The 24,902-nt window shown below is 70.6% G+C and carries 22 protein-coding genes; 9 read left to right on the top strand and 13 right to left on the bottom strand.

Annotated features, from left to right (window positions below):
• From MFF56_RS28100 to MFF56_RS28070, 7 genes are all read left to right on the top strand, one after another.
• The coding region (locus tag MFF56_RS28100; protein WP_283207447.1) for a transketolase C-terminal domain-containing protein at window positions 1–325 on the top strand (325 nt) is incomplete at its 5' end.
• 144 nt (window positions 326–469) lie between these two features.
• Window positions 470–1,498: a hopanoid-associated sugar epimerase gene (hpnA, locus tag MFF56_RS28095; RefSeq protein ID WP_066922295.1), complete on the top strand. Its 1,029-nt coding sequence runs from the start codon at window positions 470–472 to the stop codon at window positions 1,496–1,498.
• Entirely contained in the window at window positions 1,495–2,379 is an 885-nt protein-coding gene (hpnC, locus tag MFF56_RS28090; RefSeq protein WP_066922294.1) for a squalene synthase HpnC, read from the top strand. The genes hpnA and hpnC overlap by 4 nt, the downstream gene beginning before the upstream one ends.
• Window positions 2,380–2,394: 15 nt before the next feature.
• Window positions 2,395–3,243, top strand: a complete 849-nt coding sequence (gene hpnD / locus MFF56_RS28085; RefSeq protein WP_066922292.1) for a presqualene diphosphate synthase HpnD — start codon at window positions 2,395–2,397, stop codon at window positions 3,241–3,243.
• Window positions 3,240–4,529, top strand: coding sequence for a hydroxysqualene dehydroxylase HpnE (gene hpnE / locus MFF56_RS28080; RefSeq protein ID WP_066922290.1), 1,290 nt, complete (start codon window positions 3,240–3,242; stop codon window positions 4,527–4,529). The genes hpnD and hpnE overlap by 4 nt, the downstream gene beginning before the upstream one ends.
• Window positions 4,530–4,684: 155 nt before the next feature.
• Window positions 4,685–6,682, top strand: a complete 1,998-nt coding sequence (gene shc, locus MFF56_RS28075) for a squalene--hopene cyclase (protein WP_066922288.1) — start codon at window positions 4,685–4,687, stop codon at window positions 6,680–6,682.
• 26 nt (window positions 6,683–6,708) lie between these two features.
• Window positions 6,709–7,398, top strand: a complete 690-nt coding sequence (locus MFF56_RS28070) for a phosphorylase (protein WP_066922286.1) — start codon at window positions 6,709–6,711, stop codon at window positions 7,396–7,398.
• A gap of 143 nt (window positions 7,399–7,541) precedes the next feature.
• Here the strand turns inward: MFF56_RS28070 and hpnH are convergent, their stop codons facing one another.
• On the bottom strand, window positions 7,542–8,705 hold the full coding sequence (gene hpnH / locus MFF56_RS28065) for an adenosyl-hopene transferase HpnH (protein WP_066922284.1): 1,164 nt from the start codon (window positions 8,703–8,705) through the stop codon (window positions 7,542–7,544).
• Between the two features lie 596 nt (window positions 8,706–9,301).
• Between hpnH and MFF56_RS28060 the strand changes: the two genes are divergently transcribed.
• Window positions 9,302–11,950 (top strand): MMPL family transporter, encoded by a 2,649-nt coding sequence (locus MFF56_RS28060; protein ID WP_066922282.1) that lies wholly within the window; start codon window positions 9,302–9,304, stop codon window positions 11,948–11,950.
• Between the two features lie 98 nt (window positions 11,951–12,048).
• Here the strand turns inward: MFF56_RS28060 and MFF56_RS28055 are convergent, their stop codons facing one another.
• From MFF56_RS28055 to MFF56_RS28030, 6 genes are all read right to left on the bottom strand, one after another.
• Window positions 12,049–12,924 (bottom strand): hypothetical protein, encoded by an 876-nt coding sequence (locus tag MFF56_RS28055; RefSeq protein WP_066922281.1) that lies wholly within the window; start codon window positions 12,922–12,924, stop codon window positions 12,049–12,051.
• A gap of 113 nt (window positions 12,925–13,037) precedes the next feature.
• Window positions 13,038–13,874, bottom strand: a complete 837-nt coding sequence (hpnK, locus tag MFF56_RS28050) for a hopanoid biosynthesis-associated protein HpnK (protein WP_066922278.1) — start codon at window positions 13,872–13,874, stop codon at window positions 13,038–13,040.
• Between the two features lie 123 nt (window positions 13,875–13,997).
• Window positions 13,998–15,422, bottom strand: a complete 1,425-nt coding sequence (hpnJ, locus tag MFF56_RS28045; RefSeq protein WP_066922276.1) for a hopanoid biosynthesis associated radical SAM protein HpnJ — start codon at window positions 15,420–15,422, stop codon at window positions 13,998–14,000.
• A 58-nt stretch (window positions 15,423–15,480) separates the two neighbouring features.
• Window positions 15,481–16,665, bottom strand: coding sequence for a bacteriohopanetetrol glucosamine biosynthesis glycosyltransferase HpnI (gene hpnI / locus MFF56_RS28040; RefSeq protein WP_066922274.1), 1,185 nt, complete (start codon window positions 16,663–16,665; stop codon window positions 15,481–15,483).
• Window positions 16,666–16,729: 64 nt separating this feature from the next.
• The gene (locus MFF56_RS28035) at window positions 16,730–17,329 is read right to left on the bottom strand and encodes an MlaC/ttg2D family ABC transporter substrate-binding protein (protein WP_066922272.1); all 600 of its coding nucleotides are present in this window, start codon (window positions 17,327–17,329) and stop codon (window positions 16,730–16,732) included.
• Window positions 17,320–18,435 carry a flippase-like domain-containing protein gene (locus tag MFF56_RS28030; protein WP_066922270.1) on the bottom strand — a complete coding sequence of 372 codons (1,116 nt, stop codon included), beginning with the start codon at window positions 18,433–18,435 and terminating at the stop codon, window positions 17,320–17,322. The genes MFF56_RS28035 and MFF56_RS28030 overlap by 10 nt, the downstream gene beginning before the upstream one ends.
• Window positions 18,436–18,641: 206 nt before the next feature.
• Here MFF56_RS28030 and MFF56_RS28025 point away from each other — a divergent pair, with 206 nt between their 5' ends.
• Complete coding sequence (locus tag MFF56_RS28025; protein WP_066922298.1) at window positions 18,642–19,817, top strand: amidinotransferase; 1,176 nt, start codon at window positions 18,642–18,644, stop codon at window positions 19,815–19,817.
• A gap of 68 nt (window positions 19,818–19,885) precedes the next feature.
• On the opposite strand, the gene MFF56_RS28020 is transcribed toward MFF56_RS28025, so the two are convergent.
• The 6 genes from MFF56_RS28020 to MFF56_RS27995 all read right to left on the bottom strand — a co-directional run bounded on the left by MFF56_RS28020 (window position 19,886) and on the right by MFF56_RS27995 (window position 24,835).
• Entirely contained in the window at window positions 19,886–20,089 is a 204-nt protein-coding gene (locus MFF56_RS28020) for a hypothetical protein (protein WP_066922268.1), read from the bottom strand.
• A 79-nt stretch (window positions 20,090–20,168) separates the two neighbouring features.
• Window positions 20,169–21,305 (bottom strand): alpha/beta hydrolase, encoded by a 1,137-nt coding sequence (locus MFF56_RS28015; protein ID WP_066922266.1) that lies wholly within the window; start codon window positions 21,303–21,305, stop codon window positions 20,169–20,171.
• A 153-nt stretch (window positions 21,306–21,458) separates the two neighbouring features.
• Window positions 21,459–21,659 carry a hypothetical protein gene (locus MFF56_RS28010; RefSeq protein ID WP_066922264.1) on the bottom strand — a complete coding sequence of 67 codons (201 nt, stop codon included), beginning with the start codon at window positions 21,657–21,659 and terminating at the stop codon, window positions 21,459–21,461.
• A gap of 72 nt (window positions 21,660–21,731) precedes the next feature.
• Window positions 21,732–22,190, bottom strand: coding sequence for a response regulator (locus tag MFF56_RS28005; RefSeq protein ID WP_066922262.1), 459 nt, complete (start codon window positions 22,188–22,190; stop codon window positions 21,732–21,734).
• Window positions 22,191–22,427: 237 nt separating this feature from the next.
• Entirely contained in the window at window positions 22,428–23,318 is an 891-nt protein-coding gene (locus MFF56_RS28000; RefSeq protein WP_066922260.1) for a dienelactone hydrolase family protein, read from the bottom strand.
• 80 nt (window positions 23,319–23,398) lie between these two features.
• Window positions 23,399–24,835: a short-chain fatty acid transporter gene (locus MFF56_RS27995; RefSeq protein ID WP_066922258.1), complete on the bottom strand. Its 1,437-nt coding sequence runs from the start codon at window positions 24,833–24,835 to the stop codon at window positions 23,399–23,401.
• Between the last annotated feature and the right edge of the window lie 67 nt (window positions 24,836–24,902).

Raw genomic sequence — 24,902 nt, 5'->3', positions numbered from 1 at the left:
GGTTGCGGATGCGCGCTTCGCCAAGCCGCTGGACGAGGGCATGATCCTGGATCTGGCGGCGAGCCACGAGGTTCTGATCACGCTGGAGGAGGGCTCGCGCGGGGGCTTCGGGGCGATGGTTCTGCACCTGCTGTCGGAGCGGGGCGTGCTCGACGCGATGCGGGTCCGGGTGCGCACGATGACGCTGCCGGACGCCTACCAGGACCACGACACCCCGGACCGGATGTACGCGGAAGCCGGGCTCGACGCCGCCGCCATCGTCGCCAAGGTCAACGAGGTCCTGCCCGAGCGCCAGGACGGCCGCTCGCGCCTGCGCCTTGCCTGATCGGTCCTGTACCTGAGACGCGCGCGGGCCGGTCCGCCGGCCCCGCTTGTTCCCCGCGGCATTCGATGACACAAGCGCCCGCACCGCGGTGCAGCACGATGGGCCGATTCGCCCGCACCGCGCTTTCGTGACGATACGAGCGTGATGGCAGAGGCGACCCAGACCGGCCCCTCCGAACCCGGCCCCGTGCTGATCACCGGCGCGAGCGGCTTCCTCGGCCCGGCCCTCGTCGATGTGTTCCGGGCGGCGGGCTTTCCCGTCCGCATCCTCGTGCGTGCCACGAGCCCGCGCCGGAACCTCACCTGGACCGACGTCGAGATCGCCGAGGGCGACATGCGCGATCCGGCCGCCGTGGCCCAGGCGATGCGGGGCCAGCGCTACCTCGTGCACGCCGCGGCCGACTATCGGCTCTGGGCGCCCGACAAGGAAGAGATCGTCCGGACGAACCGCGACGGCACCCGCGTGATGATGCGCGCGGCCCTCGACGCGGGCGTCGAGCGGGTGGTCTATACCTCGAGCGTCGCCACGATCCGCCCGCCGGCCGACGGGGTCACGCCCTCCGACGAGACCATGCCGCTGACGCCCGAGACCGCGATCGGCGCCTACAAGCGCAGCAAGGTCGTGGCCGAGCGCGTGGTCGAGGAGATGGTGGAGAACGACGGCCTGCCAGCCGTCATCGTGAACCCCTCGACCCCGATCGGCCCCCGCGACGTCAAGCCGACGCCGACGGGCCGGATCATTCAGGAGGCGGCGCTGGGCAAGATGCCGGCCTTCGTCGATACCGGCCTCAACCTCGCGCACGTGGACGACGTGGCGGCCGGCCACCTGCTGGCTCTCGCCAAGGGCCGCGTCGGCGAGCGCTACATCCTGGGCGGCGAGAACGTGCTGCTCTCGCAGATGCTCGCCGACATCGCCCAAATCGTCGGCCGCAAGCCCCCGACCGTGAACCTGCCGCGCGGCGTCGTCTACCCGATCGCCTTCGTCTCGGAACTCGCGGCGCGCATCACCGGTAGGCAGCCCTTCGCCACGATCGACGCCATCCGCATGTCGCGCTACCGGATGTTCTTCTCGGACGCCAAGGCGCGTTCGGAACTCGGCTACACCGCCCGGCCCTACCGTCAGGGATTGGAGGACGCGATCGGGTGGTTTCGGAGCGCGGGGTACCTGCGATGAGCGCCGCCCTCGACACCGCGACCGCGACCCGCTCCGGCAAGGGGCACCGCGACGAGAACTTCCCCGTCGCCTCGCACCTGATCCATCCGAAGAACCGCCCGGCGATCCTGGCCTTCTACCACTACGTGCGGGCGGGCGACGACATCGCAGACCACAAGGCGCTGGACGCCGGGCGCAAGGTTGCGATGCTCGACGCGCTGGCCGACGCCCTCACCGGCGCCGGCCCGGGCGACCCCGAGGCCGCGCCGCTGAAAGCGGAACTCGCCGCGCGCGGGCTGCCGCCGCTGCACGCGCTCGAACTGCTCGACGCCTTCCGGATGGACGCGCGCAAGAACCGCTACGCGGATTGGGACGAGCTGATCCACTACTGCCGCTACTCGGCGATGCCGGTCGGCCGCTACGTCCTCGACGTGCACGGCGAGGATCCGGCCCGGGTCTACGCGGCCTCCGACGCGATCTGCGCCGCGCTGCAGGTGCTCAACCACCTGCAGGATTGCGGCAAGGATTTCCGCAACCTCGACCGGGTCTACATCCCGGAGGAGACGCTGCGGAAGCACGGCGCCACCGTGCCGATGCTGGGGGCCGAGAAGGCCACGCCGCAGCTCCTCGCCGTGATCCGGGAGCTCGCGCAGCGCACGCTCGACCTCCTCGACGAGGGCCGGGCGCTGCCCGACCTCATCGACGACACCCGCCTCGCCATGGAGATCGCCGCGATCCACCGCCTCGCCGTGCTGCTGACGCGCGGCCTGCTCGCTCGCGACCCGCTCTCCGAGAAGGTCCACCACGGCAAGGCCGCCTTCGCGCTGACCGCGCTCGGCGCCGCCGCGGGCGCGCTGGCCCGCCGGCCGTTCCGCGGCCGGCGCACGCGCGCCGCGGCCTGAGAGACAGCTGAGATCATGACCGCCGCCGTCGATACCGCCCAGCCCGCTGCCGAGGCCCCTGCCCTGCCGGCCGCCGGCTCGTCCTTCTACACCGCCATGCGGCTCCTCCCGAAGGAGCGGCGCGAGGCGATGTACGCCGTCTACGCCTTCTGCCGCGCGGTGGACGACGTCGCCGACGACGGCGGTCCCGCCGAGGTGCGCGCGGCCGAGCTGGAGCGCTGGCGCGCCGACATCGACGCGCTCTACGCGGGCAGGCCGGCCGCGCGGGTGCGCGACCTCGTCGGCCCGGTGAAGCAGTACGACCTCAAGCGCGCGGATTTCCACGCCGTGATCGACGGCATGGCGATGGACGCCTTCACGGACATCGTGGCGCCCGACGCCGCCACCCTCGACCTCTACTGCGACCGGGTCGCCAGCGCGGTCGGCCGCCTCTCGGTGCGCATCTTCGGCATGCCGGAGGAGGACGGGATCCGCCTCGCCTGGCACCAGGGCCGCGCGCTGCAGCTCACGAACATCCTGCGCGACATCGACGAGGACGCCGAGCGCGGCCGCCTCTACCTGCCCCGCGAGCCGCTCGCCGCGATCGGCCTCGACGACCCGACGCCCCAGGCCGCGATGGCCCATCCGCGCATCGGCGAGGTCTGTGCCGCGCTCGCCAAGGAGGCGGAGGGCCATTACCGCGCGACCTGGGAGATCATCCGCCGCAACCCGCGCCGGGCCACCAAGGCCGCGCGCCTGATGGCCGCCGCCTACCGGCTCTATCTCGTCGCGTTGCTGAAGCGGGGCTGGGCCGCGCCGCGCGCCCGCGTGAAGCCGGGGAAGCTCGCGCTGGTCGGCGTCGCGCTCCGGCACGGGATCGTCTGATGGGCACCGTCCACGTCGTCGGCTCCGGCCTCGCCGGGCTCTCCGCCGCCGTCGCGCTGGTCCAGCGCGGCCAGCGCGTCGTGCTGCACGAGGCCGCCAAGCAGGCGGGCGGGCGCTGCCGCTCGTACTACGATCCGGCCCTCGGGCTGACCATCGACAACGGCAACCATCTGCTTCTGTCCGGAAACGCCGACACGCTCGACTTCCTGCGCGTGGTCGGCGCCCCCGCCGACGCGCTCTCCGGCCCGGACGAGGCGGTGTTCGACTTCGCCGACCTGAAGTCCGGCGAGCGCTGGCAGCTGCGCCCGAATGCCGGCCGCCTGCCCTGGTGGGTGCTGAGCCCCGACCGGCGCGTGCCGGGCACGCGGGCCCGCGACTACCTCGCGCCGCTCGGCATCCTGATGGCGGCTGCCGGCCAGCGGGACGGCCAGGGTGGCACGATCGGCGCCCACATGCGCTGCGAGGGCCCGCTCTACGACCGGCTCTGGCACCCGGTGCTGCTGGCCGCCCTCAACACCGACCCGCGCGAGAGCGATGTCGGGCTCGCTGCGAAGATCCTGCGCGAGACGCTGGGCGCGGGCGGACAGGCCTGCCGGCCGCTCGTTGCGGTCGGCGGCCTCTCGGCGGCTCTGGTCGATCCGGCGATCCGCTATCTCGAGGCGCAGGGGAGCGAGATCCGCTTCGGCCGCCGCTTGCGCGCGCTCGGCCTCGGCCGCGGGCGCGTCGACCGCCTGGACTTCTCGGACGGCCCGAGCGTCCTCGGCCCGGACGATTCGATCGTCCTCGCCCTGCCCCCGTGGGTCGCGGCCGAGCTGCTGCCCGACCTGCCGACGCCGCGGGAATACCGCTCGATCGTCAACGCCCATTTCGCGCTCGCTCCGAAGCCCGGCAGCCCGCTCTTCCTCGGCGTGGTGAACGGGTTGACCGAGTGGCTCTTCGCCTATCCGGACCGGTATTCGGTCACGATCAGCGGGGCCGACCGTCTCCTCGACGTGCCGCGCGAAGATCTCGCCCGCGAGATCTGGGGAGAGATCGCCCAGCTCGGTAATCTTGCGCGGGAACTGCCCAGCTGGCAGATCGTAAAGGAGAAGCGTGCCACCTTCGCAGCCACCCCCGCGGAGGCGGCCAGGCGCGCGCGGGCGGAGACGGCCTACGACAACCTCGTGCTGGCGGGCGACTGGACCGCGACGGGCCTGCCCTCGACCATCGAGGGCGCCATCCGCTCCGGGCGCACGGCGGCGCGGGCGCTTGCGTGCGGTGCAGCACGCACGCGCGGGGCGGCCTGAGGCAGAAGCCGAGGGCTACAGAATTCGGTGCGGGATTTGATTCCGCGCCCCGAAGCCGTTTGCGGTCCCGCCGCGTTACGGTCTCGGTTGGTCAGACACGCAGCGCGCCCGCGGCAGGCCCAGACGGCCGCGGGGGCGTCCGAGAGGCGAGGACGATGAGAGAGGCCGTGAGCAAGATCGAGGCGCTGCAGCGCCCGAAGACGCAGGGAATCACCCTCGATGCCGTCGAGCGGAGCATCGCGCAGGCGACGCGTGCGCTCACGGATCTCGCCCACGACGACGGCCATATCTGCTTCGAGCTCGAGGCCGACGCGACCATCCCGTCCGAGTACGTCCTCTATCACCAGTTCCGTGCCACGAATCCCCGCCCGGGCCTCGAGGCGAAGATCGGCAACTACCTGCGCCGCACGCAGGGGCCGCACGGCGGCTGGGCCCTCGTCCACGAGGGGCCCTTCGACATGAGTGCCAGCGTGAAGGCCTATTTCGCGCTGAAGATGATCGGCGACGACATCGAGGCGCCGCACATGCGCCGGGCCCGCGAGGCGATCCTCTCCCGCGGGGGGGCTGCCAACGCCAACGTCTTCACCCGCTTCCTGCTCGCCCTCTACGGCGAGGTGCCGTGGCGCGCCGTCCCGGCGATGCCCGTGGAGGTGATGTTCCTGCCGCGCTGGTTCCCGTTCCACCTCGACAAGGTGAGCTACTGGGCCCGCTGCGTGATGGTGCCGCTCTTCGTGCTCCAGGCCACGAAGCCGCGCGCCCGCAACCCGCGTGGCATCGGCGTGCAGGAGCTGTTCGTCACGCCGCCCGAATCGGTCCGCTCCTGGCCGGGCAGCCCCCACGCGACCTGGCCGTGGACGCCGATCTTCGGCTTCATCGACCGCATCCTGCAGAAGACCGAGAACCATTTCCCCAAGGGGCCGCGCAAGCGCGCCATGGAGAAGGCGCGCGCCTGGGTGAGCGAGCGCCTGAACGGCGAGGACGGGCTCGGCGCGATCTTCCCCGCGATGGTCAACTCGGTCCTGATGTACGAGGTGATGGGCTACGGCCCCGATCATCCGCAGGTCCGCATCGCCTGCGACGCCATCGAGAAGCTCGTCGTCGAGAAGCCGCACGAGGCCTACGTCCAGCCCTGCGTGTCGCCCGTCTGGGACACGGCACTGGCGAGCCACGCGCTGCTGGAGGCCGGCGGCCCCGAGGCGGAGGCGCAGGCGCGTGCCGGCCTCGACTGGCTGAAGCCCCGCCAGATCCTCGACATCAAGGGCGACTGGGCCGCGGCCAAGCCCGACGTCCGCCCCGGCGGCTGGGCCTTCCAGTACGGCAACGCGCACTATCCCGATCTCGACGACACGGCGGTCGTCGTGATGTCGATGGACCGGGCCATGCGCCAGCACGGGCTCGTCGCCGGAATGCCCGACTACAAGGCCTCGATCGCCCGCGCCCGCGAGTGGGTCGAAGGGCTGCAGTCGAAGGACGGCGGTTGGGCGGCCTTCGACGCCGACAACAACCACATGTACCTCAACCACATCCCGTTCTCGGACCACGGCGCGCTGCTCGACCCGCCGACCGCGGACGTGACGGCCCGCGTCGTCTCGATGCTCTCGCAGCTCGGCGAGACCCGCGAGAGCTCCAAGGCCCTCGACCGCGGCGTGACCTACCTCCTGAACGATCAGGAAGCGGACGGATCCTGGTATGGCCGCTGGGGCATGAACTTCATCTACGGCACGTGGTCGGTGCTCTGCGCCCTGAACGCGGCCGGTGTCGATCCGCAGAGCGCCGAGATCCGCAAGGCGGTCGCTTGGCTCATCCGCATCCAGAACCCGGATGGCGGCTGGGGCGAGGACGCCTCGAGCTACAAGATCGACCCGGCCTTCGAGCCAGGCTCGTCCACCGCCTCCCAGACCGCCTGGGCCCTGCTCGCCCTGATGGCGGCGGGCGCGTGCGAGGATCCGGCGGTCGCGCGCGGCATCAACTTCCTGACGCGGACGCAAGGGTCGGACGGCTTCTGGAACGAGGAGCGCTACACGGCGACCGGGTTCCCGCGGGTGTTCTACCTGCGCTACCACGGCTACCCGAAGTTCTTTCCGCTCTGGGCCATGGCCCGCTACCGCAACCTGAAGCGCGGCAACTCGCGGCAGGTGCAGTTCGGCATGTGAGGAGCAGGCGACCGGAGGCGCACGCCTTGGCCAACCTCCCCGTCCTGACGGTCAGCGGCCTGGCCAAGGAGATCCGTCTGGCCGCCGGCCCCGGCGTCGAGGCGGTCGGCGCGGGCGGCGACCCCGAGCGCCTGACACGGCTCCTCGACGCCCGGACCGTGCCGGCCTGCCGCGCCGTCGTCAGCTTCGGGATCGCAGGTGGCCTCGACCCGGCCCTGAGGCCGGGCGATGTCGTGGTCGCGACCGGAATCGTCTCGCTGGCGGGACGGTTCGCGTGTGATCCCGTCCTGGTTGCCGCCCTCGCCCGCTCCCTCGCGGGCTCCGGCACGCGCCTCGTCCAGGCGGATCTCGCGGGCGCCGACGCGGCGGTGCTGAGCGTCGCGGAGAAGGCCGACCTGCACAGGGCGAGCGCCGCCGCCGCCGTGGACATGGAATCGCACGTCGCCGCCGCCTTCGCGCGTCGCCACGGCCTGCCCTTCGCGGCGCTACGCGTCGTGTGCGACCCGGCCGAGCGGGCCCTGCCCGCCTTCGCGGCCGCTGCCCTGACACCGGAGGGCGATCCCGACATCCGCGCCGTGCTCGGCGCCCTGCTGCGCGGGAAGGCCCGGGTCGGAGACCTGATCCGGCTGGGGCGCGACTCCTCTGCCGCCTTCGCCGCGCTGGCCCGCTGCCGCCGGGCGCTCGGGCCGGGGCTCGGGCTGCCGAGCGGCGCCTGATCCGGCTTTTCCGGACACAGGACTCCGCGCCCCGAGCACCCGCGCAGGGCCGCCAGCGCTTCAGGATCCCGCCTCTGCAAGGCATGAAAAAACCCGCGACCGGTGCCGGCCGCGGGTTTCGTCCGTTCGGCGATGCGCGCCGCTCAGGCGGCGCTGCGCTTGCGGGCTTCCTGCTTCGTGTCGACGCCGGAGGCTTTGATCTCGGAGAGCTTCTGGGCGACGTTGCGCGAGAACACGAACTCGGCCGGGCGCTGGTTCTCGAGGCTGACCTCGGGGGCCATCTCGCCCTCGGTCCGGATGCCGCGGATCGCGTGCAACACCGGCTTCCAGGGCTTGCGCACCGAATCGACGACCGAGGAGGCCTCGTAGCCCGAGTGGACCATGCAATCGGCGCACTTCTCATAGTTGCCGGTGCCGTAGGCGTCCCAGTCGGTCTCCTCCATCAGCTCCTTGAAGGTGGCCGCGTAGCCCTCGCCAAGCAGGTAGCAGGGCTTCTGCCAGCCGAACACGGTGCGGGTCGGGTTGCCCCACGGCGTGCAGTGGTAGGTCTGGTTGCCGGCCAGGAAGTCGAGGAACAGGCCCGACTGCTGGAAGGTCCACTTCTCGCGGCCCTTCTCCTTGCCGTGCCGGAACACGCCGCGGAACAGGTCCTTCGTGGCCTTGCGGTTGAGGAAGTGCTGCTGGTCGGGCGCGCGCTCGTAGGCGTAGCCCGGCGAGACCGTAATGCCGTCGATGCCCATGCGGGTCACCGAGTCGAAGAAGTCGGCGATCTTGTCGGCCGACGAATTGTTGAAGAAGGTGCAGTTGATGGTGACGCGGAAGCCCATCTCCTTGGCCTTCGCGATCGCCGCCACGGCCTTGTCGTAGACGCCGCGCTGGCAGACCGACTGGTCGTGCATCTCCTTGTCGCCATCGAGATGGATCGACCAGGTGAAGTACGGGCTCGGCTTGTACTCCTTGATCTTCTTCTCGAGGAGCAGCGCGTTCGTGCAGACGATGGCGAATTTCTTCTGGGCGATGATGCCCTCGACGATCTTCGGCAGATCCTTGTGGAGGAGCGGCTCACCGCCGGCGATCACCACCACGGGGGCGCCGCACTCGCGCACCGATTCCAGCGCCTCCTCGACGGGCAGGCGCTTGTTCAGGATCTCGTCCGGGTAATCGATCTTGCCGCAGCCCGCGCAGGCGAGGTTGCAGCGGAACAGGGGCTCCATCATCATCACCAGCGGGTAGCGCTTGCGGCCCGTGAGGTGCTGCTTGAGGATGTAGCCGCCGATCTTCGCGACGTACCGGAGGGGGATTCCCAAGATGCGGCTCCTGTGTCGTTGGCCCCGGGGTCGGGGGCTCTTTAACGCGAAAAATTCCTCAGTTCCAGCGATCTAGCCTGGAACCGGTCTCAAAGAGACCCTTCGGCCGCCCCGGGCCGCGATGTTTTCGAGGTTGAAGCAAAGCGGCCACAGATGCCGGCACTCCGGCCCCGCACCGCGGAGATCCCCGCCTCGGCGCTCCGCCCCGACTGAACCGGGGATTGCGTCGGGATTAGGACGAGGGTGCGCTCGTGAACCCGGCTTCCGCGCAGTGCCGTGCGCTATCGCACGGATGACCGCGACGAGGCAAACCCGCGCCCGACTGGTTTGCATTCGGGGCTGGGGCCGATTACTGAGCCTGCGATCGTGGCGCAGGCTCGCTCCGTCCGCAAGCCGGCCGAAGCGCCGCGCTCCGGATCCGGTCGCGTCGCAGGGTCGCCCGCGATGTCCGGGAACATCGGGCGCGGTTCAGGCGTCTCGAACCGTAGCAGTTGATAGCCTGGCGGGCGGTGACGCGCCGTGCCGGGCTGCCCGTCATGTGGAGGGACGTGCCCGCGCGAGCGGTGCGGTGCAGGTCCCAGGCAGGTAGGATACTCGTGATCGAACGTCTCGTCGCGTCCTCCGTCCGGCACCGCTGGGTCGTCCTCGCGCTGATCGCGGTCCTGACCGCGGCAAGTGCCGGACTGGCCGCCCACCTGTTCCGGATCAACACGGATGTCGAGCGGCTGATCGATCCGAAGGAGCCCTGGCGCCAGGACGAGATCGCCTACGAGAAGGCGTTCCCGCAGCGGACCAACACGGTGGTCGCCGTCATCGACGGGCAGACCCCCGAGCAGGCCGAGCAGGCCGCGACGGCTCTGGTCCAGGCGCTCGCCGTCCACAAGAACCTCATCGAGACCGTGTACCGGCCGGACGGCGGCCCCTTCTACGACAAGAACGGCTTCCTGCTGATGTCGCAGCAGGAACTGGAGAAGACGACCGAGCAGCTGGTGCAGCAGCAGGGCCTGCTCGGGCCGCTCGCAGCCGACCCGTCCCTGCGCGGCGTGATGCGCGTCCTCACCCTCGGCGCCCGCGGCGTGAAGAGCGGCGACGCCAAGCTGGAGGATCTCGAGAAGCCCATGGGGCAGATCGATGCGACGCTCCAGCGGGTGCTGAAGGGCGAGCCCGCCCGCCTCTCCTGGCAGATGCTGCTCTCGGGCGGGGAGACGCGGACCACGGACCTGCGCAAGTTCGTGATGATCCAGCCGGTGCTGGACTTCAACGCGCTGCAGCCCGGCTACCACGCGACCAAGCTGATCCGGAACGTCGCCAAGGATCTGAAGATCGCGCCCGAGTACGGCCTGACCATGCGGCTGACCGGCCCGGTGGCGGTCGCCGACGACGAGTTCGCGACGCTCTCCGACGACGCCTTCCTGAACAACGCTGTCACGGTCGGTGCGATCGTGCTGTTCCTCTGGCTGGCGCTGCGCTCGGCGCCGCTCGTGGTCGCGGTGATCATCACGACCTTCGCGGGCCTCATCGTCACCGCCGCGCTCGGCCTCCTGATGGTCGGCGAGCTGAACCCGATCTCGGTGGCCTTCGCGGCGCTCTTCGTCGGGCTGGGCATCGACTTCGGCATCCAGTTCGCGGTGCGCTATCGGGCCGACCGCTACGAGCAGCCGACGCTGGAGGCCGCCATCCGCGCCGCAACGCGCGGGGTCGGCTGGTCCCTGACGCTGGCGGCCGTCTCGCTGATCGCCGGCTTCTTCGCCTTCCTGCCCACCGCCTTCCGGGGCGTGTCGGAGCTCGGCCTGATCGCCGGCGCCGGCATGGTCGTGGCCTATCTGTTCGCGCTGACGCTGCTGCCCGCGCTGATCGCGGTGTTCAAGCCGCGCGGCGAGAAGGAGGCCGTCGAGACGACGTGGCTCGCCGGCGTCGACCCGTGGATCATCGCGCACCGCAAGGGCATCCTGATCGCGGTCGGCCTGATCACGCTCGCGGGCACGCCGCTGCTGTGGAAGCTGCCCTTCGACTCGAACCCGATGCACCTGCGCAGCCCGAAGGTCGAGTCGATCGCCACCTACCTCGACCTGATCAAGGACCCGGCCACCAGCCCCAACGTGATCGACGTGCTGGCGCCGAGCGTCGATGCCGTGCCGGAGCTGACCAAGAAGCTCACCGCCCTGTCCGCCGTGTCGAGCGCCAACAGCATCGACACCTTCGTGCCGCGCGACCAGGACAAGAAGCTCGCCACGATCGCCGAGACGGCCGAGTTGCTGGATCCGGTGCTGAACCCGGCCCGCCGCCCGCCGCCGCCGACCGATGCCGACAACGTGAAGGCGCTGAAGGACGCGGCCGCCGCGCTCAACGGCATCGCCAACGACAGCCCCGGCGGCAAGGCGGCCGGACAGCTCGCGGGCACGCTCGACAAGGTCGCGGCGGCGCCGGTCGCGACGCGTGAGGCCGCTTCGGTCGCCCTCACGGCGAACCTGAACCCGCTGCTGACGCGGCTGCGCAGCCTGATCCACCCCGAGAAGGTCACGCTCGACAACCTGCCGCCCCAGCTCAAGGCCGAGTGGGTGGCCGCCGACGGGCGCGCCCGCATCGAGCTGCACCCGAAGGGCAACTCGAACGACGACGAGGTGCTGCGCAACTTCGCCAACGAGGTGCGCACCGTGGCACCGCACGCCACCGGCGCGCCGGTCGCCACGACCGCGTCGAGCTACACGATCCTCGGCGCCTTCGTTCAGGCGGGCGTCACAGCCTTCGTGCTGATCTTTATCATCCTTTCGGTCGCCCTGCGCAAACCCTGGGACGTGGCGATGACGCTCGGCCCGCTGGTTCTCGCAACCCTGTGGACCCTGATGGCGCTCTACGTCGTCGGCATGCCGTTGAACTTCGCCAACATCATCGCTCTGCCGCTGATGCTCGCGGTGGGCGTCGCCTTCCACATCTACTACGTGATCGCGTGGCGGGCGGGTGTCACCGACATGCTGGCCTCGAGCCTGACGCGCGCGATCTTCTTCTCCGCGCTCACCACCGGCACGGCCTTCGGCTCGCTCGTGCTGTCGAGCCATCCGGGCACGGCGAGCATGGGCAAGCTTCTGGCGCTGTCCCTGTTCTTCACCCTGGTGGCGGCCTTCTTCGTGGTGCCGGCCTTCCTGGGGCCGCCCCCGGTGCAGCCCGACGCGGACCGCCCCGAGGGCGACGCCGCCGGCAAGGACCCGTTGATCGCGCGCAAGGCCGAGGCCGTGTCGGCGAAGTAGGCGGCTCCGTCCGGGGCTCGGCGAGGGCCGGAGATCCTCCGCCCCCCTGCGCGGGGACCGGGGGATCCGCCATCGGACGGCATCACCCGCCGGCCGTATCAGCCACCGGCGTGGCGGCGCAGGCGGATGACGGATTCGGCCACCGCCGCCTCGGAGACGGACGCCGCAAGCCGCGTCATGGCATCCCGAGCCGCATCCCACGGGTCGGAGCCGAAGGCCGACCGGACACGCTCCAGGGCGTCGTGGATTCCGGGCAGGGACGGATCATCGATGTAGAAGGGGTAATCCGCACCCAGGGCCGCGATCGCTTCGGGGTTGCGATCGACGACGACGACCGCGCCGCAGCGTGCCGCGATGATGCCCTTCGTGAATGGCTTGAACCCGTCGAAGCCTTGCCAGCTGCGCGCGGCGTAGTGGCAGGCGTAGCGCGGGACCTCCTGCATCCATCCTGTCTCGGCCGGATCGTCGGCCTTGTGGAACGTGCACAGGCCGGCCGCAACGAGGTCCTCCATGAAGGGCGCGTTGTAGAGCGCGCCGAAATACCCGGTCCCGAACTGCCTCGGCGGCTCGCCCGGGGCCGGCAGCCTCAGGTCGGCATGGTGCGGAACGTAGACCGTCGGGCGGCTGGGAAAATGCTCGCGGAAGAACGTTTCCTGCATCCGCGAGCTGGCGATCAGGAGGTCCGCGTCGATGCGGGCGCCCGGCGCGATCTTCAGGTCGACGGGGTCGATCGCGACGACGTTCCCGTTCCGGCGCAGCTGGCCGAGGGCCGCAGCACCGTTCTCCATCAGGTAGCTCTTGTTGACCACCAGCAGGCTGTCCCGGGCCCGCTCGGGCCGATCCGTGACGCCGAGGTCGTCCGCGTCGAGAAGCCCGGACCGCGCCACGATGGCGCAGAGCTGGTCGCAGCGCAGATAGGCCGAACCGAGCCGCCCGAGGCGGAGCCCTTTGACGAAGACCAGCTTTCTCGACATGCGCCACGCTCTAGGCCCGGATCTCCCGAGCGTTAGCCCCTGTCGAACCGTCCGATCAACGGCCGGGCGTCGCGCGAAGATCGGGCACGCCGGGCGGCCCCGTGCTGCCGACCCTAGAAATCGGAGAAGCCGCCCAGCACCGCGCCCGCCCGTTCCACCGCGGCGCGGGCGCGCGGATCGACGAGCGCGTCGCGCTCGGCTGCGTAGGCGTAGCCGGGCGCCTCACCGGCGAAGCCGCCGGCCGTCGCCGGGTGCGTGTAGAGCTCCGTCAGGCCGTCCGGCAGGGCGTCGAGGAGTGCCGCCACCCGGTGCGGCCTCATCGCACCCGACCAGGCAAGGCCGAGCGTCCGGTCGGGGACGAGGAGGCTCGCCTGCCGGGCCCGCACCGCCAGGAGCGCCGCCCAGGGTGCGGTGTCGAGCGCTGCCCGCGGCCGGAAGCCGGGCTCGGCCCGGCGCAGGATCTCGCGCGGCTCGCGCGGTACCCGAATCGCCCGCATCCCGTAGTCCCGCCCGATCCGCAGCACGAGGCCGGCGATCAACGGGTGGATGTGGAAGTGCTTGTGGGCGTTGACGTGGTCGAGCGGCAGGCCCGTCGCGCGGTAGGCCTCGAACTGCGCCCGGATCTCGACTGCGAGCTGGCGCCGGGCGGCGGGTCTCAGCGCGAGGTCGAGGCCGAGGCGCTCCATGTCGCGGCGCATCAGCCCATCGCCGTCCGTGAGGTCGGGCAGTTCGGATGCCGGCAGCGTCGGCCAGGCCTCGACCAGGACGAGGTGCAGCCCGACCCGCAGCGAGGGAAGGCGCCGCGCCCGCGCGACCGCGTCGGCGGCGCCGGGCGCGGAGACCATCAGGCTCGCGGCCGTGAGGATGCCGTCGCGATGGGCCTGCTCGACGGCCTCGTTGACTTCGAGACTCAGGCCGAAATCGTCGGCGGTGACGACCAGTCGCTTCACGGGCACTCTCGCGTCACGGGTGTCGAGAGGCCGAGCCCTCTCGCGGGGTCCAGGGCGGAGCCCTGGAAACGGGAAAGGCCGGGCTCGCGCCCGGCCTCTCTCGATTCGATCGGACGACCTGCCTCAGGCGGCGGCCTTGCGCTCCCGGAGGAAGTGCCAGAACTCGACGCCCTCGCGGAGCCGCCGCTTCATCATGTCGGGCGAGCGGACCATCTCGCTGACGATGGAGGCGATCTTCGGCGCCCGGAAGTAGAACTTCTTGTAGAACTCCTCGACCGCCGAGAAGATCTCAGTATGCGAGAGGTGGGGGTAGTGCAGCGGCGCGATCTGCACGCCGTTCTCATCGACGAGCTCGGCGTTCTCCACGTCGAGCCAGCCGTTCTCGACCGCCTGCTTGTAGAGGAAGGTGCCCGGATAGGGCGCGGCCAGCGAGACCTGGATGGTGTGCGGGTTGATGCGCTTGGCGAAGGCGATCGTCTCCTGGATCGTCTCCTTGGTCTCGCCCGGCAGGCCGACGATGAAGGTGCCGTGGATGGCGATGCCGAGGTCGTGGCAATCCTTGGTGAACCGCTCCGCCACCTCGACGCGCATGCCCTTCTTGATGTTGTTCAGGATCTTCTGGTTGCCGGACTCGTAGCCGACCAGTAGCAGGCGCAGGCCGTTGTCCTTGAGCACCTTCAGGGTCTCGCGCGGCACGTTCGCCTTCGCGTTGCACGACCACGTGACGCCGAGCTTGCCGAGCTCGCGGGCGATCTCCTCGGCGCGGGGCAGGTTATCCGTGAAGGTGTCATCGTCGAAGAAGAACTCCTTGGTCTGGGGGAACTCCTTCAGGCAGTACTTGATCTCCTCGATCACGTGCGCGACCGAGCGGGTGCGGTAGGTGTGGCCGCCGACCGTCTGCGGCCAGAGGCAGAACGTGCAGCGGCTCTTGCAGCCCCGGCCGGAATAGAACGAGATGTAGGGGTGCTTCAGATACCCGATGAAGTACTTCTCCATCTCGAGGTCGCGCTTGTACACGGAGGTCACGAACGGCAGCTGGTCCATGTCCGTCATGATCTCGCGATCCTCGTTGTGGATCACGACACCGTCGGCGTTGCGGTAGGACAGGCCCTTGATCTCGGCCATCGGCACGCCGTCGGCGACTTCCTTGACGGTGAAGTCGAACTCGTTGCGGGCGCAGAAATCGACCACCGGGGCCTGTTCCATGGCGCCGGCGGCGTCCACCGCCACCTTGGCGCCGATCAGGCCGGCGATCAGCCGCGGGTTGGCCGCCTTCAGGGCCTCGATGGTCTTCACGTCCGACTTGAAGGACGGGACCGAGGTGTGCAGCACCACGAGGTCGAAGTCGTTGGCCTGGGCCACGATCTCGTCGAGCTTGATGTTGTGCGGCGGCGCGTCGATCAGCTTAGAGTTCGGCACCAGGGCGGCCGGCTGGGCCAGCCAGGTCGGGTACCAGAACGACTTGATCTCGCGCTTGGCCTGGTAGCGGGAGCCGGCGCCGCCGTCGAACCCGTCGAAGGTGGGGGCCTGGAGAAAGAGCGTGCGCATGGGGTTCAAGGCCTCAGTGCAGTGCCGGATGACGAGAATTCGAGGATCGGCGTGAAGATCAGGCGGTCGGCGCCTCAGCATCCTTGCTGAGTTGCGCTTCCGGGATCAGCGTGCCGTCCGCAACCACCCGATAATCGTGACCTTTCCATGTCACCGCCCCCGAGACGAAGCCCCAGGAGAAGTTCATGAAGGAGAGGATGTCGCGGATCGGCAACAGCCAGTAGGGGTGGGGCTGGAGGCCGAAGGCCCGCTCCAGGCGGATGCAGAGCAGGACGCGGCAGGCGAGCGCGAGCGCCGCCACCGCGAGCGCCCCGGAGCCCGCGCCCGGGAGCAGCGCGCCGATGAGAGCCAGCGGGAAGGCGTGCGTGACGACGGAGCCGGCGTAGCCCGCAGGATCGACGTTGCGGATGGTGCGATTCCAGCGCAGCTCATGCCGCCAGAGACCGGGGATCTCGGTATCGACGCAAGTGTGCCCGATCGAGAAGTTCGGGATCGCGATCCGCCCGCCGAGGCCGCGCAGCGCCTCGCCCAGCTCATAATCGTCGGCGAGGTCGTTCCGGATGCGCTGGAAGCCGCCGATTCGGCTGAGCGATTCGGCCGTGAAGGCGATGGTCGAGCCGAAGCAGGGCTTGGCGAGGCCGAGGCCGGTGCCCATCAGGACGTTGGGCAGGAACTGCACGTCGATGGCGAGCGCGGACAGGTGGGCGTAGACCCCGCGGTTGGCCGGGACGCCGTGGTAGAGGCAGGTCACGCCGGTGACGCCCGGCTGGGACAGCTCGGCGACCACGCGCTCCAGGTAGTCGGGCGCCACCACCATGTCGCTGTCGGCGAGCACGATCACCGCGTGCGCGACGTGTTCGGCCATGTTGATGAGGTTCGAGACCTTGCGGTTCGAGCCGTGCTGGCGCGCGTCGATCACGAGGTCGATGCGCAGGTCCGGATGGGCCTCGCGCAGCCGCTCGACCACGCCGATCGCCGGATCTGCCGCGTTCTGCACGCCGAAGACGACCTGTACGGGGCCGGGATAGTCCTGCCGGCAGAAGGTCTCGAGATTCTGGTAGAGGTTGGGCTCCAGGCCGCAGAGCGGCTTCAGGATCGTCACGGAGGGCCTGGCCGCGCCCTCGGGAAGGCGCGGCGCGGGCTTGGCGGCGAAGCGGCCGCCGAGCCACGCGGACGTCAGTCCGTACACGCAACCGACCACCGCGAGCAGCAGGAAGATCGGCGAGAGCCAGGTCAGGTCCATCAAGTGCGCTCTGTCGCGGGGATCGGCCGCCCGGTCCGCGGCGGGATTGGACGGTGCGCGCCGTTCAAGGCGTCGGTTTGGCCGAGAGCATGTTTTCGGTGCGCTGACGCAGGAATTTCAGCAAACCGTCCGCGCCGCCAGCCTTCAGGGGCGGATTGAAGACGGATCGCTGCGACGCGACCTCACTCACGTTGCCGTTGAGCAACACGTCCGTCACCTTGCCCTCGGCATTGGTGACGAAGTCGATCTGCGACGCGTCGTTGTCGGGCGTGGTGACCTTGGTCTGCACGAGGCTGCCCGCCCCGCGCCGCTCGCTGCCCAGCACCTCGAACCTGCCGCCGGCCGCCTGCTTCAGGCGGTTGGCGTAGGTCGTCACGAAGTTGCGCCGGAAGGCCTCGGTCAACGCAGCCTGCTGCTCGGGCGTGAACGACGCCCATTGCGGGCCGACCGCGAGGCGCACCATGGCGGGGAAGTCGAAGCTCCGCTCCATCGCGGGGCCAACCGCGTCGAGGCGCTGCTGCAGCGTGCCGGCGCCGGCCTTCACGGCCGCATCGAAGCTGCCGTAGAGCGTCTTCACCGTCGCGAGCGCGGGATCGTCCGCGGCCTGCGCGGCCGGCGCGGCGGCGAGCGCCAGCGCGAGCAGGACCGAGCGGATCAGGCGCACTTCTTCAGGTCTCCCTCGGCCTCGGGGAGCCGGCTGGCGGGCATGCGGGGCGGAGCGTAGCTGTAGAAGGGGCCGAGCGTCGCCGGCTGCAGGACCGGCCCGAGCCGGCGTCCGAGTTCACGCCCGCGCCGCTCGTCGGCCGCGGGCTCCTCCCGGGAACGACGCTCCTCCCGGTGCCACTGCACGAGGCCCGGCACGCCGCAGAGCAGGTCGGCGACGCGCTTGATCAGCGAGAGCGCGAGCGCGGCCTCCGCCGGGATGCCGAACAGGGCGCAGAGCGCGATCAGGCCGCCCTCCTGGGCGCCGAGCGCGCCCGGGACCGCGAAGGCGGCGCCGCGCACGGCCTGGGCGAGGCTCTCGATCACGATTGCCTCCGCGAAGCTCACCGGGTAGCCCATGAAGTGCAGGCAGACCCAGACCTCGAGGGAGCCGATGATCCAGCCCGCGAGATGCACCGCGAGCCCCGACCCGACCTGGCGCGGGGCAGCGTAGAGCCGGCGCAGGTTGTCGTAGAGCACGTCGACGGCGCCGAGCGCGCGCCACTCGCGGCCCGAGGCGAAGCGGGTGAGCAGGCCCTGGACGACCCGGTGCCCGGCCCGGCGCTGGATCAGGTAGAAGGCGGCGAGCGCGGGGGCTGCCACCGCGAGGCCGCCCGCCACGGTGCGGGCGACGGGCCCGTCTCCGACGAGGGCGACCAGCAGGCCGAGCCCCATCACGGTGAACAGGAACTGGGTCGCGGCCTGGGTCATCAGGTCCACGAACATGCTGGCGCCGGCCAGCCCCCCGGTGACGCCGCGCTTGGTCAGCAGGCGCGCGCCCACGAAATCGCCGCCCACCGTGGCCACCGGCAGCAGGGTGTTGATGCCCTCGCGGATGAAGCGGATGTTGATGCAGTCGCGGAGCGACGGGCGGCCGTCTTGCGGGAACACGGCGTACCAGCCGAACCCGGCCCAGGCGACCGCGACCACGCGCGCCAGCACCACGAGCGCCGCGCCCCAGCCGGCCGCGACCACGGCGGCGGCCACGTCCTCCGGTCCGTAGGACCAGAGCAGACCGACGACCGTGCACAGACCGACGATCAGGGCGAGAGTCGTCAGGCGCTTCATGGTCTACTTTCAAGCTCGGGGTGGGCTTGATGCTGGAATCTCGCCGCGTTTCCGACCGAAAAAGACCGCCGCGGTAAGGGAGTGAGCCCAAGTTGCAGCAACGGTCGGCAATGTCTATCACCCGATTGACACAGTGCGGACCAAAGCGGCACGGGCTCTAGCGCCCTCGGTAGAACGACCGCCAAGACCGCCTCAAGGGGACAATGATGGACCGCGAATCACCCATCACGGCTGGGGAAGCCGTGCTCGACGACGCTCACGCCGCCGGGTACGGCGCCGGCCATGGGCCGGGCGCACCCGCGCCGCAGTCGCCGGTCATGGCCTGGAACGAGTGGGACCCGCTGGAGGAGGTCATCGTCGGCTCGCTCGACGGCGCGACCATCCCGACCCACCACCTCACGGTGATCTTCAACCTTCCGCGCGCCGCGCAGCCCTTCTACCGCTTCGCCAGCGGCTGGAAGTACCCCAAATTCATGAAGAAGCTCGCCCAAGCCGAGCTCGACAACTTCATCACCATCCTGGCGGGCGAGGGCGTGAAGGTCCGCCGTCCGGATTCGGTCGATTTCTCGAAGAAGTTCAGGGCCCCGCGCTGGTCGTCCCGCGGCTTCTGCGTCGCCTGCCCGCGCGACCCCTATCTCGTCATCGGCGACGAGATCATCGAGAGCCCGATGTGCTGGCGCTCGCGCTACTTCGAGGGCGACGCCTATCGCTCGCTGTTCAAGGAATACTTCCGCGCCGGCGCTCGCTGGACGTCCGCGCCGCGCCCGCAGCTGACCGACGACCTCTACAATTACGATTACCGGGTGCCGAACCTGAAGGCCGGCGAGCCCATGCAGTTCACCGTCAACGAGTTCGAGCCGGTCTTCGACGCGGCCGACTTCGTGCGCTGCGGCCGCGACCTGTTCGTGACCCGCTCGAACGTGACGAACCTGATGGGCATCGAGTGGCTGCGCCGCCATCTCGGCCCCGGCTTCCGCATCCACGAGATCGAGAGCCGCTGCCCGCAGCCGATGCACATCGACTCCTCGTTCATGCCGCTGGCGCCCGGCAAGGTGCTGGTGAACCCGGACTACATCGACGTCGAGAAGCTTCCCGCGGTGCTGAAGAAGTGGGACGTGCTGATCGCCCCGCGCCCCGACCCCGTCGAGGGCTTCATGAGCAAGATCTCGATGTGCTCGCCCTGGACCTCGATCAACGTGCTCGCCATCGACGAGAAGAAGATCGTCGTCGACCAGAGCCAGCCGACCCTGATCAAGGCCCTGAAGGACTGGGGCTTCGACCCGATCCCGGCGCCGTTCCTGTCCTACGGCCCGTTCGGCGGCTCGTTCCACTGCGCCACGCTCGACGTGCGCCGCCGCGGCACGCTGAAATCCTACTTCTAGGATCGGCCCGATCCGCGCAACGCGAGGGCGCGCCCGGCCGGGCGCGCCCTCGCTCGTTTCCAGGATCGTCAGTACGGCAGGCGGCGCACCGGCGTCCGGCGATAGGCGACGCGGGCGAGCGCGAGGGCGCCGCCGTACTGCAGGAAGCCGTTGGGCGCCATCTCGTGGGGGGCGAGCTGCCACTGCACGAGGAGGCGGGTCAGCGCGTTCAGCGCGACCAGCGCGAGGCAGAACGCGGCGGCTGAGAGGAGCGTCGCGACGAAATCCGGCATGGCATCCACCCTCGTTGTCGGGGGTGGAGCGTAGCAAACCCTGGGCCGCTGAAAAGCCCAGCTTGCGCCCGCGACGCGCTCAACGCTTGGCGGTGGGCGTGGTCTGGGCGGTCGGGTGCGGCTTCGGCGTCTCGACGGCGAGTCGCTTGACCGGCCAGCCGTCGCTCCAGCGCTCCATGTCGGCGAAGCGCGGATTCATCTTCAGGCCGGCCGCGTTGCCGCCCGAGAAGGCGGCCGCCGCCGCGAGGTCGAAGGTCTTCCAGAAGGCGAGGTAGTCGAGCGTATCGGCCCGCGCGTTGTTGATCTGCGAGACCAAGGTCTGCTGCTCGCCGGTCAGCGCCATGTCGGCCGACCATTTGAAGGGCGGCGGCTTCACGTCCTTGGCCTCCGGCTGCACCTTGATCGCGCCCGCATCGTAGGCGGTGTCCACCGCGGCCGGGGCGGAGAGCGTGGCGGTGAGCGCGGGGAAGCCGTGGTCGTCCGAGAGCGCGCGCAGGAACAGCTTGCGCTCGACCGGCACCGCGTCGGCCTCACGCAGCAGGCGGCGGGCCGCGACGTCGGCGGCGCGCGCGTCGCGGTCGCCGATCACCGTGAGGATCAGGGTCTCGGCGGGGATCGCCGAGAGGTCCGCGAGCGCGATGCCGCGCGCCTTCGGACCGCTGGCGATGCCGCCCGGCATCGTGCCGAAAACGAGCTTCGGCGTCGGCAGCCCGGACGCGGCGGCCTCGGCCGCGAGATTCATGGCGAGCGGCACGCCGGCCAGATGGCCGATCAGCGCGACCCTGTTCCGGTCCGGTTTCGCCTCGGGATCGTCCGCGATCTCGTCGAGGGCGCTCTTGATGAGGCGGCTCGCGTTGGCGGTCGCGTCGGCGGGACGCGTCCGGTTGACCTCCTGGAAGCGCGGGAACAGCACGAGCCAGCCGTTGCGCGCCAGATGGTCGATCCAGGCGCCGTAGCTCTGCGGGTTCACCGCGCCCCAGCCGTGCAGGAAGACCGCCACCGGCCGCCCCTGCGCCGGGGCGGCCCCCGCCGCGTGGAAGGCGAAGGTGACGCTGGTGCCGCGGCCGAGCGCGCGCTTCGTGACGCTCGCCCGGGCATCGCCGACCCCGCCCGGCCCCTCCTTCGGCTGCGCCGGAGGCGTGGCGGCCAGCGCGGGCGCTAGGCTGCCCAAGGTGAGCAGGCCGGCAAGGAGGATGCGGCGGGCGGTGAAACGCATGGATGGCTCGATCAGGCAAGATGAGCCGGCAGGGCCGGAGGCGGCTACATAACAGATTCGAGCCGTCTGGCGATTGCAGGACGGACCGACCGATGGGCGAAACCGTCCCGTTGTTCTCGCAGGATTGCGGGAGACCTCGACGCCGTTCGGGCCTCAGGCCGCGCGAACGTCCGGCGGCTGCGCGATCTCGAGGCGTCCGGCCAGGGCGAGGAGGTCGTCCGGCAGGTCCGTCCCGTCCGCGCCGTACAGGCTGCGCAGGTCGTAGGCGATCGCGTCGAGCATCAGCCGCTCGGACGAATCGACATCGTGAGGGCGGGCAAGCCGCGCGGCGTAGTTCTCGCTGACGATCTTCATGGCGGGCTCCGCGTGCTGGCGCTCACTCGTGCGCAGGGTGCACGCTCGGCACCGGTCAACGGGCAGCGGTGCTCAGGTTTCCCGGGGGCCGGACATAATTTTCCCGCCGGGCCCGATCACCTCCGGGCCCGCATCGCCGCCCGGCGATCGGCCGGCGGCCTGCTCGACCCAGGCCAGGATGTCCTCCGCCCGCCAGGGCTTCGGGATGAAGGTCGCCGAGACGCGCAGGTCGCTCGGCTGGTCGCCGGCATCGCCCGAGGTCAGGAGCACCCGCACGCGCGGCCAGGTCACGCCGATGATGCGGGCGAGTTCGAACCCGCCGATGGGGCCGGGCGTGCGCACGTCCGAGAAGACGACGCTGACGTCGTCGCCCCGGTCGTTGAGGATGGCGAGCGCCCGCTCCGCCGTCTCGGCCTCGATCACGCTGAAGCCGGTATCCTCCAAGAGGGTGGCCGCGAGGAAGCGCTCGTCGGGCTGGTCCTCGACGACGAGGATGACCGGCTTCTGTCCTGGCGTTCTCGGGTCGCTCATGGGCCGGGACACTCTACTCGGGCTGAACGGTGCGTCCGTCCATTCGTTCAACGCATCGTCGTCGCCGTCGGGGCCCGCATCCGTACCCGGATCGGCCCTCGAACCTGCTCACGCGACGCGCGCCCCGGGGAGCCCCATGCACGACGCGCGCCCGAGCAGGCACGGATCCGCCGGGGGACACCCTGGCATAAAGCGAAGTCGGGGGCCGTGTCCTCCAGGGCACAGCCCCGTTCATCTTCACCCGACGCCGTTCGCCTTCAGGAAGGCCAGCGCGCGCCGCCAGCCGTCCTCTGCCGGCTCCCGACGGTAACTCGGGCGGTAATCGGCGTGGAAGCCGTGGGGCGCCTCCGGATACACGACGAGTTCGACGGACTTGCCCGCGGCCTTCGCGCGGTCGCGGGCCTCCTCGACGGTGGCGACCGGGATCCCGGCGTCGGCCCCGCCGTAGAGGGCGAGCAGCGGCGCGTTGATCTCGGCGGCGACGTCTCCGGCCGTGCGCGGCTGGATCTCGGTGCGCTCGCCCTGCAGCGGGCCGTACCACGCCACGGCGGCCTTCAGGTCGCGCCGGTGCGCCGCGTAGAGCCAGGCGCCGCGCCCGCCCCGGCACCAGCCCATCGCGCCGAGGCGGCCGAGATCGCCCTTGGCGGCCGAGCCCGCGTATGCGGCGGCCGCGTCGAGGTCGGCGATCCACTGGGCGTCGGGGGTCTTCGAGATGACGTCGCGCACGATCTGCTTGGCGTCCGTCATGGTCGAGAGGTCGCCCTGGCGGGCGTAGAGTTCGGGCGCCACCGCGCAGTAACCCGCCTTGGCGAGCCGCCGGCAGACGTCCTTGATGTAGTCGTGGACGCCGAAGATCTCCTCGATCACCAGGACCACCGGGAAGGGGCCCGCACCCTCCGGCACCGCGCGGTAGCCCGGCATCGGCCCGTCGCCGGCCGGGATCCGCACCTCGCCGGCCTCGATCCCGGCGCTGTCCGTGCGGATCACCTGCGCCTCGACCCGGGTGGTGGCGAGCGTGAGCCCGCTCATCAGGCCGGTCATCACGAAGCCGCGCCGCGAGAACGGCTCCGTCACCAGTCCAGTGAGCCCCGCCGCCCGCGCCGCGTCGTCCGAATGGTCGTCCCGCATGGTTCCTCCGGTCGCATCCTCGCCCGGAGGGCAGCACGCGGAGGGGGCCGGGTCAACGCGGCGCCCCGTCCCGCCCCGCCTCAGGGCATGACCGGCGGGTGGTATTCCAGCGTGAAGGCGAGCGCCCAGAGCAGGAACAGCACCACTGGCAGGTGCACGATGAGCTGGAGGAAGCTGAAGCCGACGATGTCGCGCGCCTTGATGCCGAGGATGCCGAGGAGCGGCAGCATGAAGAACGGGTTGATCAGGTTCGGCAGCGCCTCGGCGGCGTTGTAGACCTGCACGGCCCAGCCGAGATGCACCTTCAGCTCGTTGGCCGCCTGCATCACGTAGGGCGCTTCCAGCAGCCACTTGCCGCCGCCCGAGGGGATGAAGAAGCCGAGGATCGCCGAGTACACGCCCATCGCCAGCGGGAAGCTGCCCTGCGTGTTGAGGGCCACGAAGGCGTGGGAGATGACGTCGGACAGGCTGAGGCCGGCGCCGTTCTTAGCGCCCGTCAGGATCGCCGCGATGGCAGCGTAGAACGGGAACTGGATCAGGATGCCGGCCGTCGCGGGCACCGACTTGGCCAGCGCGTGGAGGAAGCTGCGCGGGCGCCAGTGCAGCACGAAGCCCAGCATCAGGAACAGGAAGTTGTAGGTGTTGAGGTTCGAGATCGCGATCTTCCAGTCCTGGCGGGCGAATTCCTGGACGAGCCAGCCGAGCGCCAGGAGGCCGATCAGCACCGTCAGCACCGGCGCGTGTTCCAGCCACTCGCCGGGCTGGCTCGGGGGCGGTGCCCGGTTCTCCTCCTTCGAGACGTCGACGCCGAGATCCTGGGCGGTGACGGCGGTGTCGGGGCCCGGCGCCGACATCACGGCGATCACCGCCGAGACCACCACCAGCACCGCGGCGATGAGGAGCGACTGCCAGAGGAAGATGGTCTCGGTGAAGGGGATGACGCCCGTGATCGCGAGGAGGCCGGGCGGCAGGCTCTTCGGATTGGCCTGGAGCTGGGCCGCGGACGAGGAGAGGCCCATCGCCCAGGTGGCGCCGAGGCCGAGATACGCGGCCGCGCCCGCCGCGCGGTAGTCCATGCGCAGGTCGGTGCGTCGGGCGAGCGCCCGGGTGAGCAGGCCGCCGAAGATCAGGCTGAGGCCCCAGCTTAGGAACGAGGAGAGCATCGTGGCGAGCGCGACGAAGCCGATGGCGCCGCGCCCCGTCTTCGGCATCAGCGCCATCCGGTCGATCAGCGCCTGGACCGGGCCGGAGGTGGCCACGACGTAGCCGCCGATGGTCACGAAGACCATCTGCATCGTGAAGGGGATCAGGCTCCAGAAGCCGTCGCCGAAGCTCTTCGTCACCGCCTGGACCGGGGCTCCGTTGACGAGCGCTGCGCCCGCTACGATCACCACCGCGATCGCCACGAATACGAAGGCGTCCGGGAACCACTTCACGGCCCAGTCGGTGAAGCGGAGCGCGAGGCGGGCGAGCGCCGCCTCCTCGCTGCGGGTCCGGGTCTTCGCGGGTGCGTCCATCAGCGGCTTCCTCTCCGCGGCATATCTCCGCGGCGGGGATTAAACTGTCGGAGAACGGTCCCGCTTC

It is taken from the genome of Methylobacterium hispanicum, assembly GCF_022179285.1.
GTDB classification, from domain to species: Bacteria; Pseudomonadota; Alphaproteobacteria; order Rhizobiales; family Beijerinckiaceae; genus Methylobacterium; species Methylobacterium hispanicum.
The sequence above is the reverse complement of the archived record's forward strand: the minus strand, read 5'-3'. Positions and strand labels throughout refer to the sequence as shown.

Bases quoted from the DNA above. Each gene is read 5' to 3' on its own strand.
- hpnI (WP_066922274.1), bottom strand. From the start codon at position 16,665: ATGGACCTGACCTGGCTCTCGCCGATCTTCCTGCTGCTCGCGGTGGTC.
- MFF56_RS28055 (WP_066922281.1), bottom strand. From the start codon at position 12,924: ATGTCGAGAAAGCTGGTCTTCGTCAAAGGGCTCCGCCTCGGGCGGCTC.
- hpnC (WP_066922294.1), top strand. From the start codon at position 1,495: ATGAGCGCCGCCCTCGACACCGCGACCGCGACCCGCTCCGGCAAGGGG.
- MFF56_RS28000 (WP_066922260.1), bottom strand. From the start codon at position 23,318: ATGCGGGACGACCATTCGGACGACGCGGCGCGGGCGGCGGGGCTCACT.
- hpnD (WP_066922292.1), top strand. From the start codon at position 2,395: ATGACCGCCGCCGTCGATACCGCCCAGCCCGCTGCCGAGGCCCCTGCC.
- MFF56_RS28025 (WP_066922298.1), top strand. From the start codon at position 18,642: ATGGACCGCGAATCACCCATCACGGCTGGGGAAGCCGTGCTCGACGAC.
- MFF56_RS28005 (WP_066922262.1), bottom strand. From the start codon at position 22,190: ATGAGCGACCCGAGAACGCCAGGACAGAAGCCGGTCATCCTCGTCGTC.
- MFF56_RS28020 (WP_066922268.1), bottom strand. From the start codon at position 20,089: ATGCCGGATTTCGTCGCGACGCTCCTCTCAGCCGCCGCGTTCTGCCTC.
- hpnJ (WP_066922276.1), bottom strand. From the start codon at position 15,422: ATGCGCACGCTCTTTCTCCAGGCCCCCACCTTCGACGGGTTCGACGGC.
- MFF56_RS27995 (WP_066922258.1), bottom strand. From the start codon at position 24,835: ATGGACGCACCCGCGAAGACCCGGACCCGCAGCGAGGAGGCGGCGCTC.
- hpnA (WP_066922295.1), top strand. From the start codon at position 470: ATGGCAGAGGCGACCCAGACCGGCCCCTCCGAACCCGGCCCCGTGCTG.
- MFF56_RS28010 (WP_066922264.1), bottom strand. From the start codon at position 21,659: ATGAAGATCGTCAGCGAGAACTACGCCGCGCGGCTTGCCCGCCCTCAC.
- MFF56_RS28030 (WP_066922270.1), bottom strand. From the start codon at position 18,435: ATGAAGCGCCTGACGACTCTCGCCCTGATCGTCGGTCTGTGCACGGTC.
- MFF56_RS28015 (WP_066922266.1), bottom strand. From the start codon at position 21,305: ATGCGTTTCACCGCCCGCCGCATCCTCCTTGCCGGCCTGCTCACCTTG.
- shc (WP_066922288.1), top strand. From the start codon at position 4,685: ATGAGAGAGGCCGTGAGCAAGATCGAGGCGCTGCAGCGCCCGAAGACG.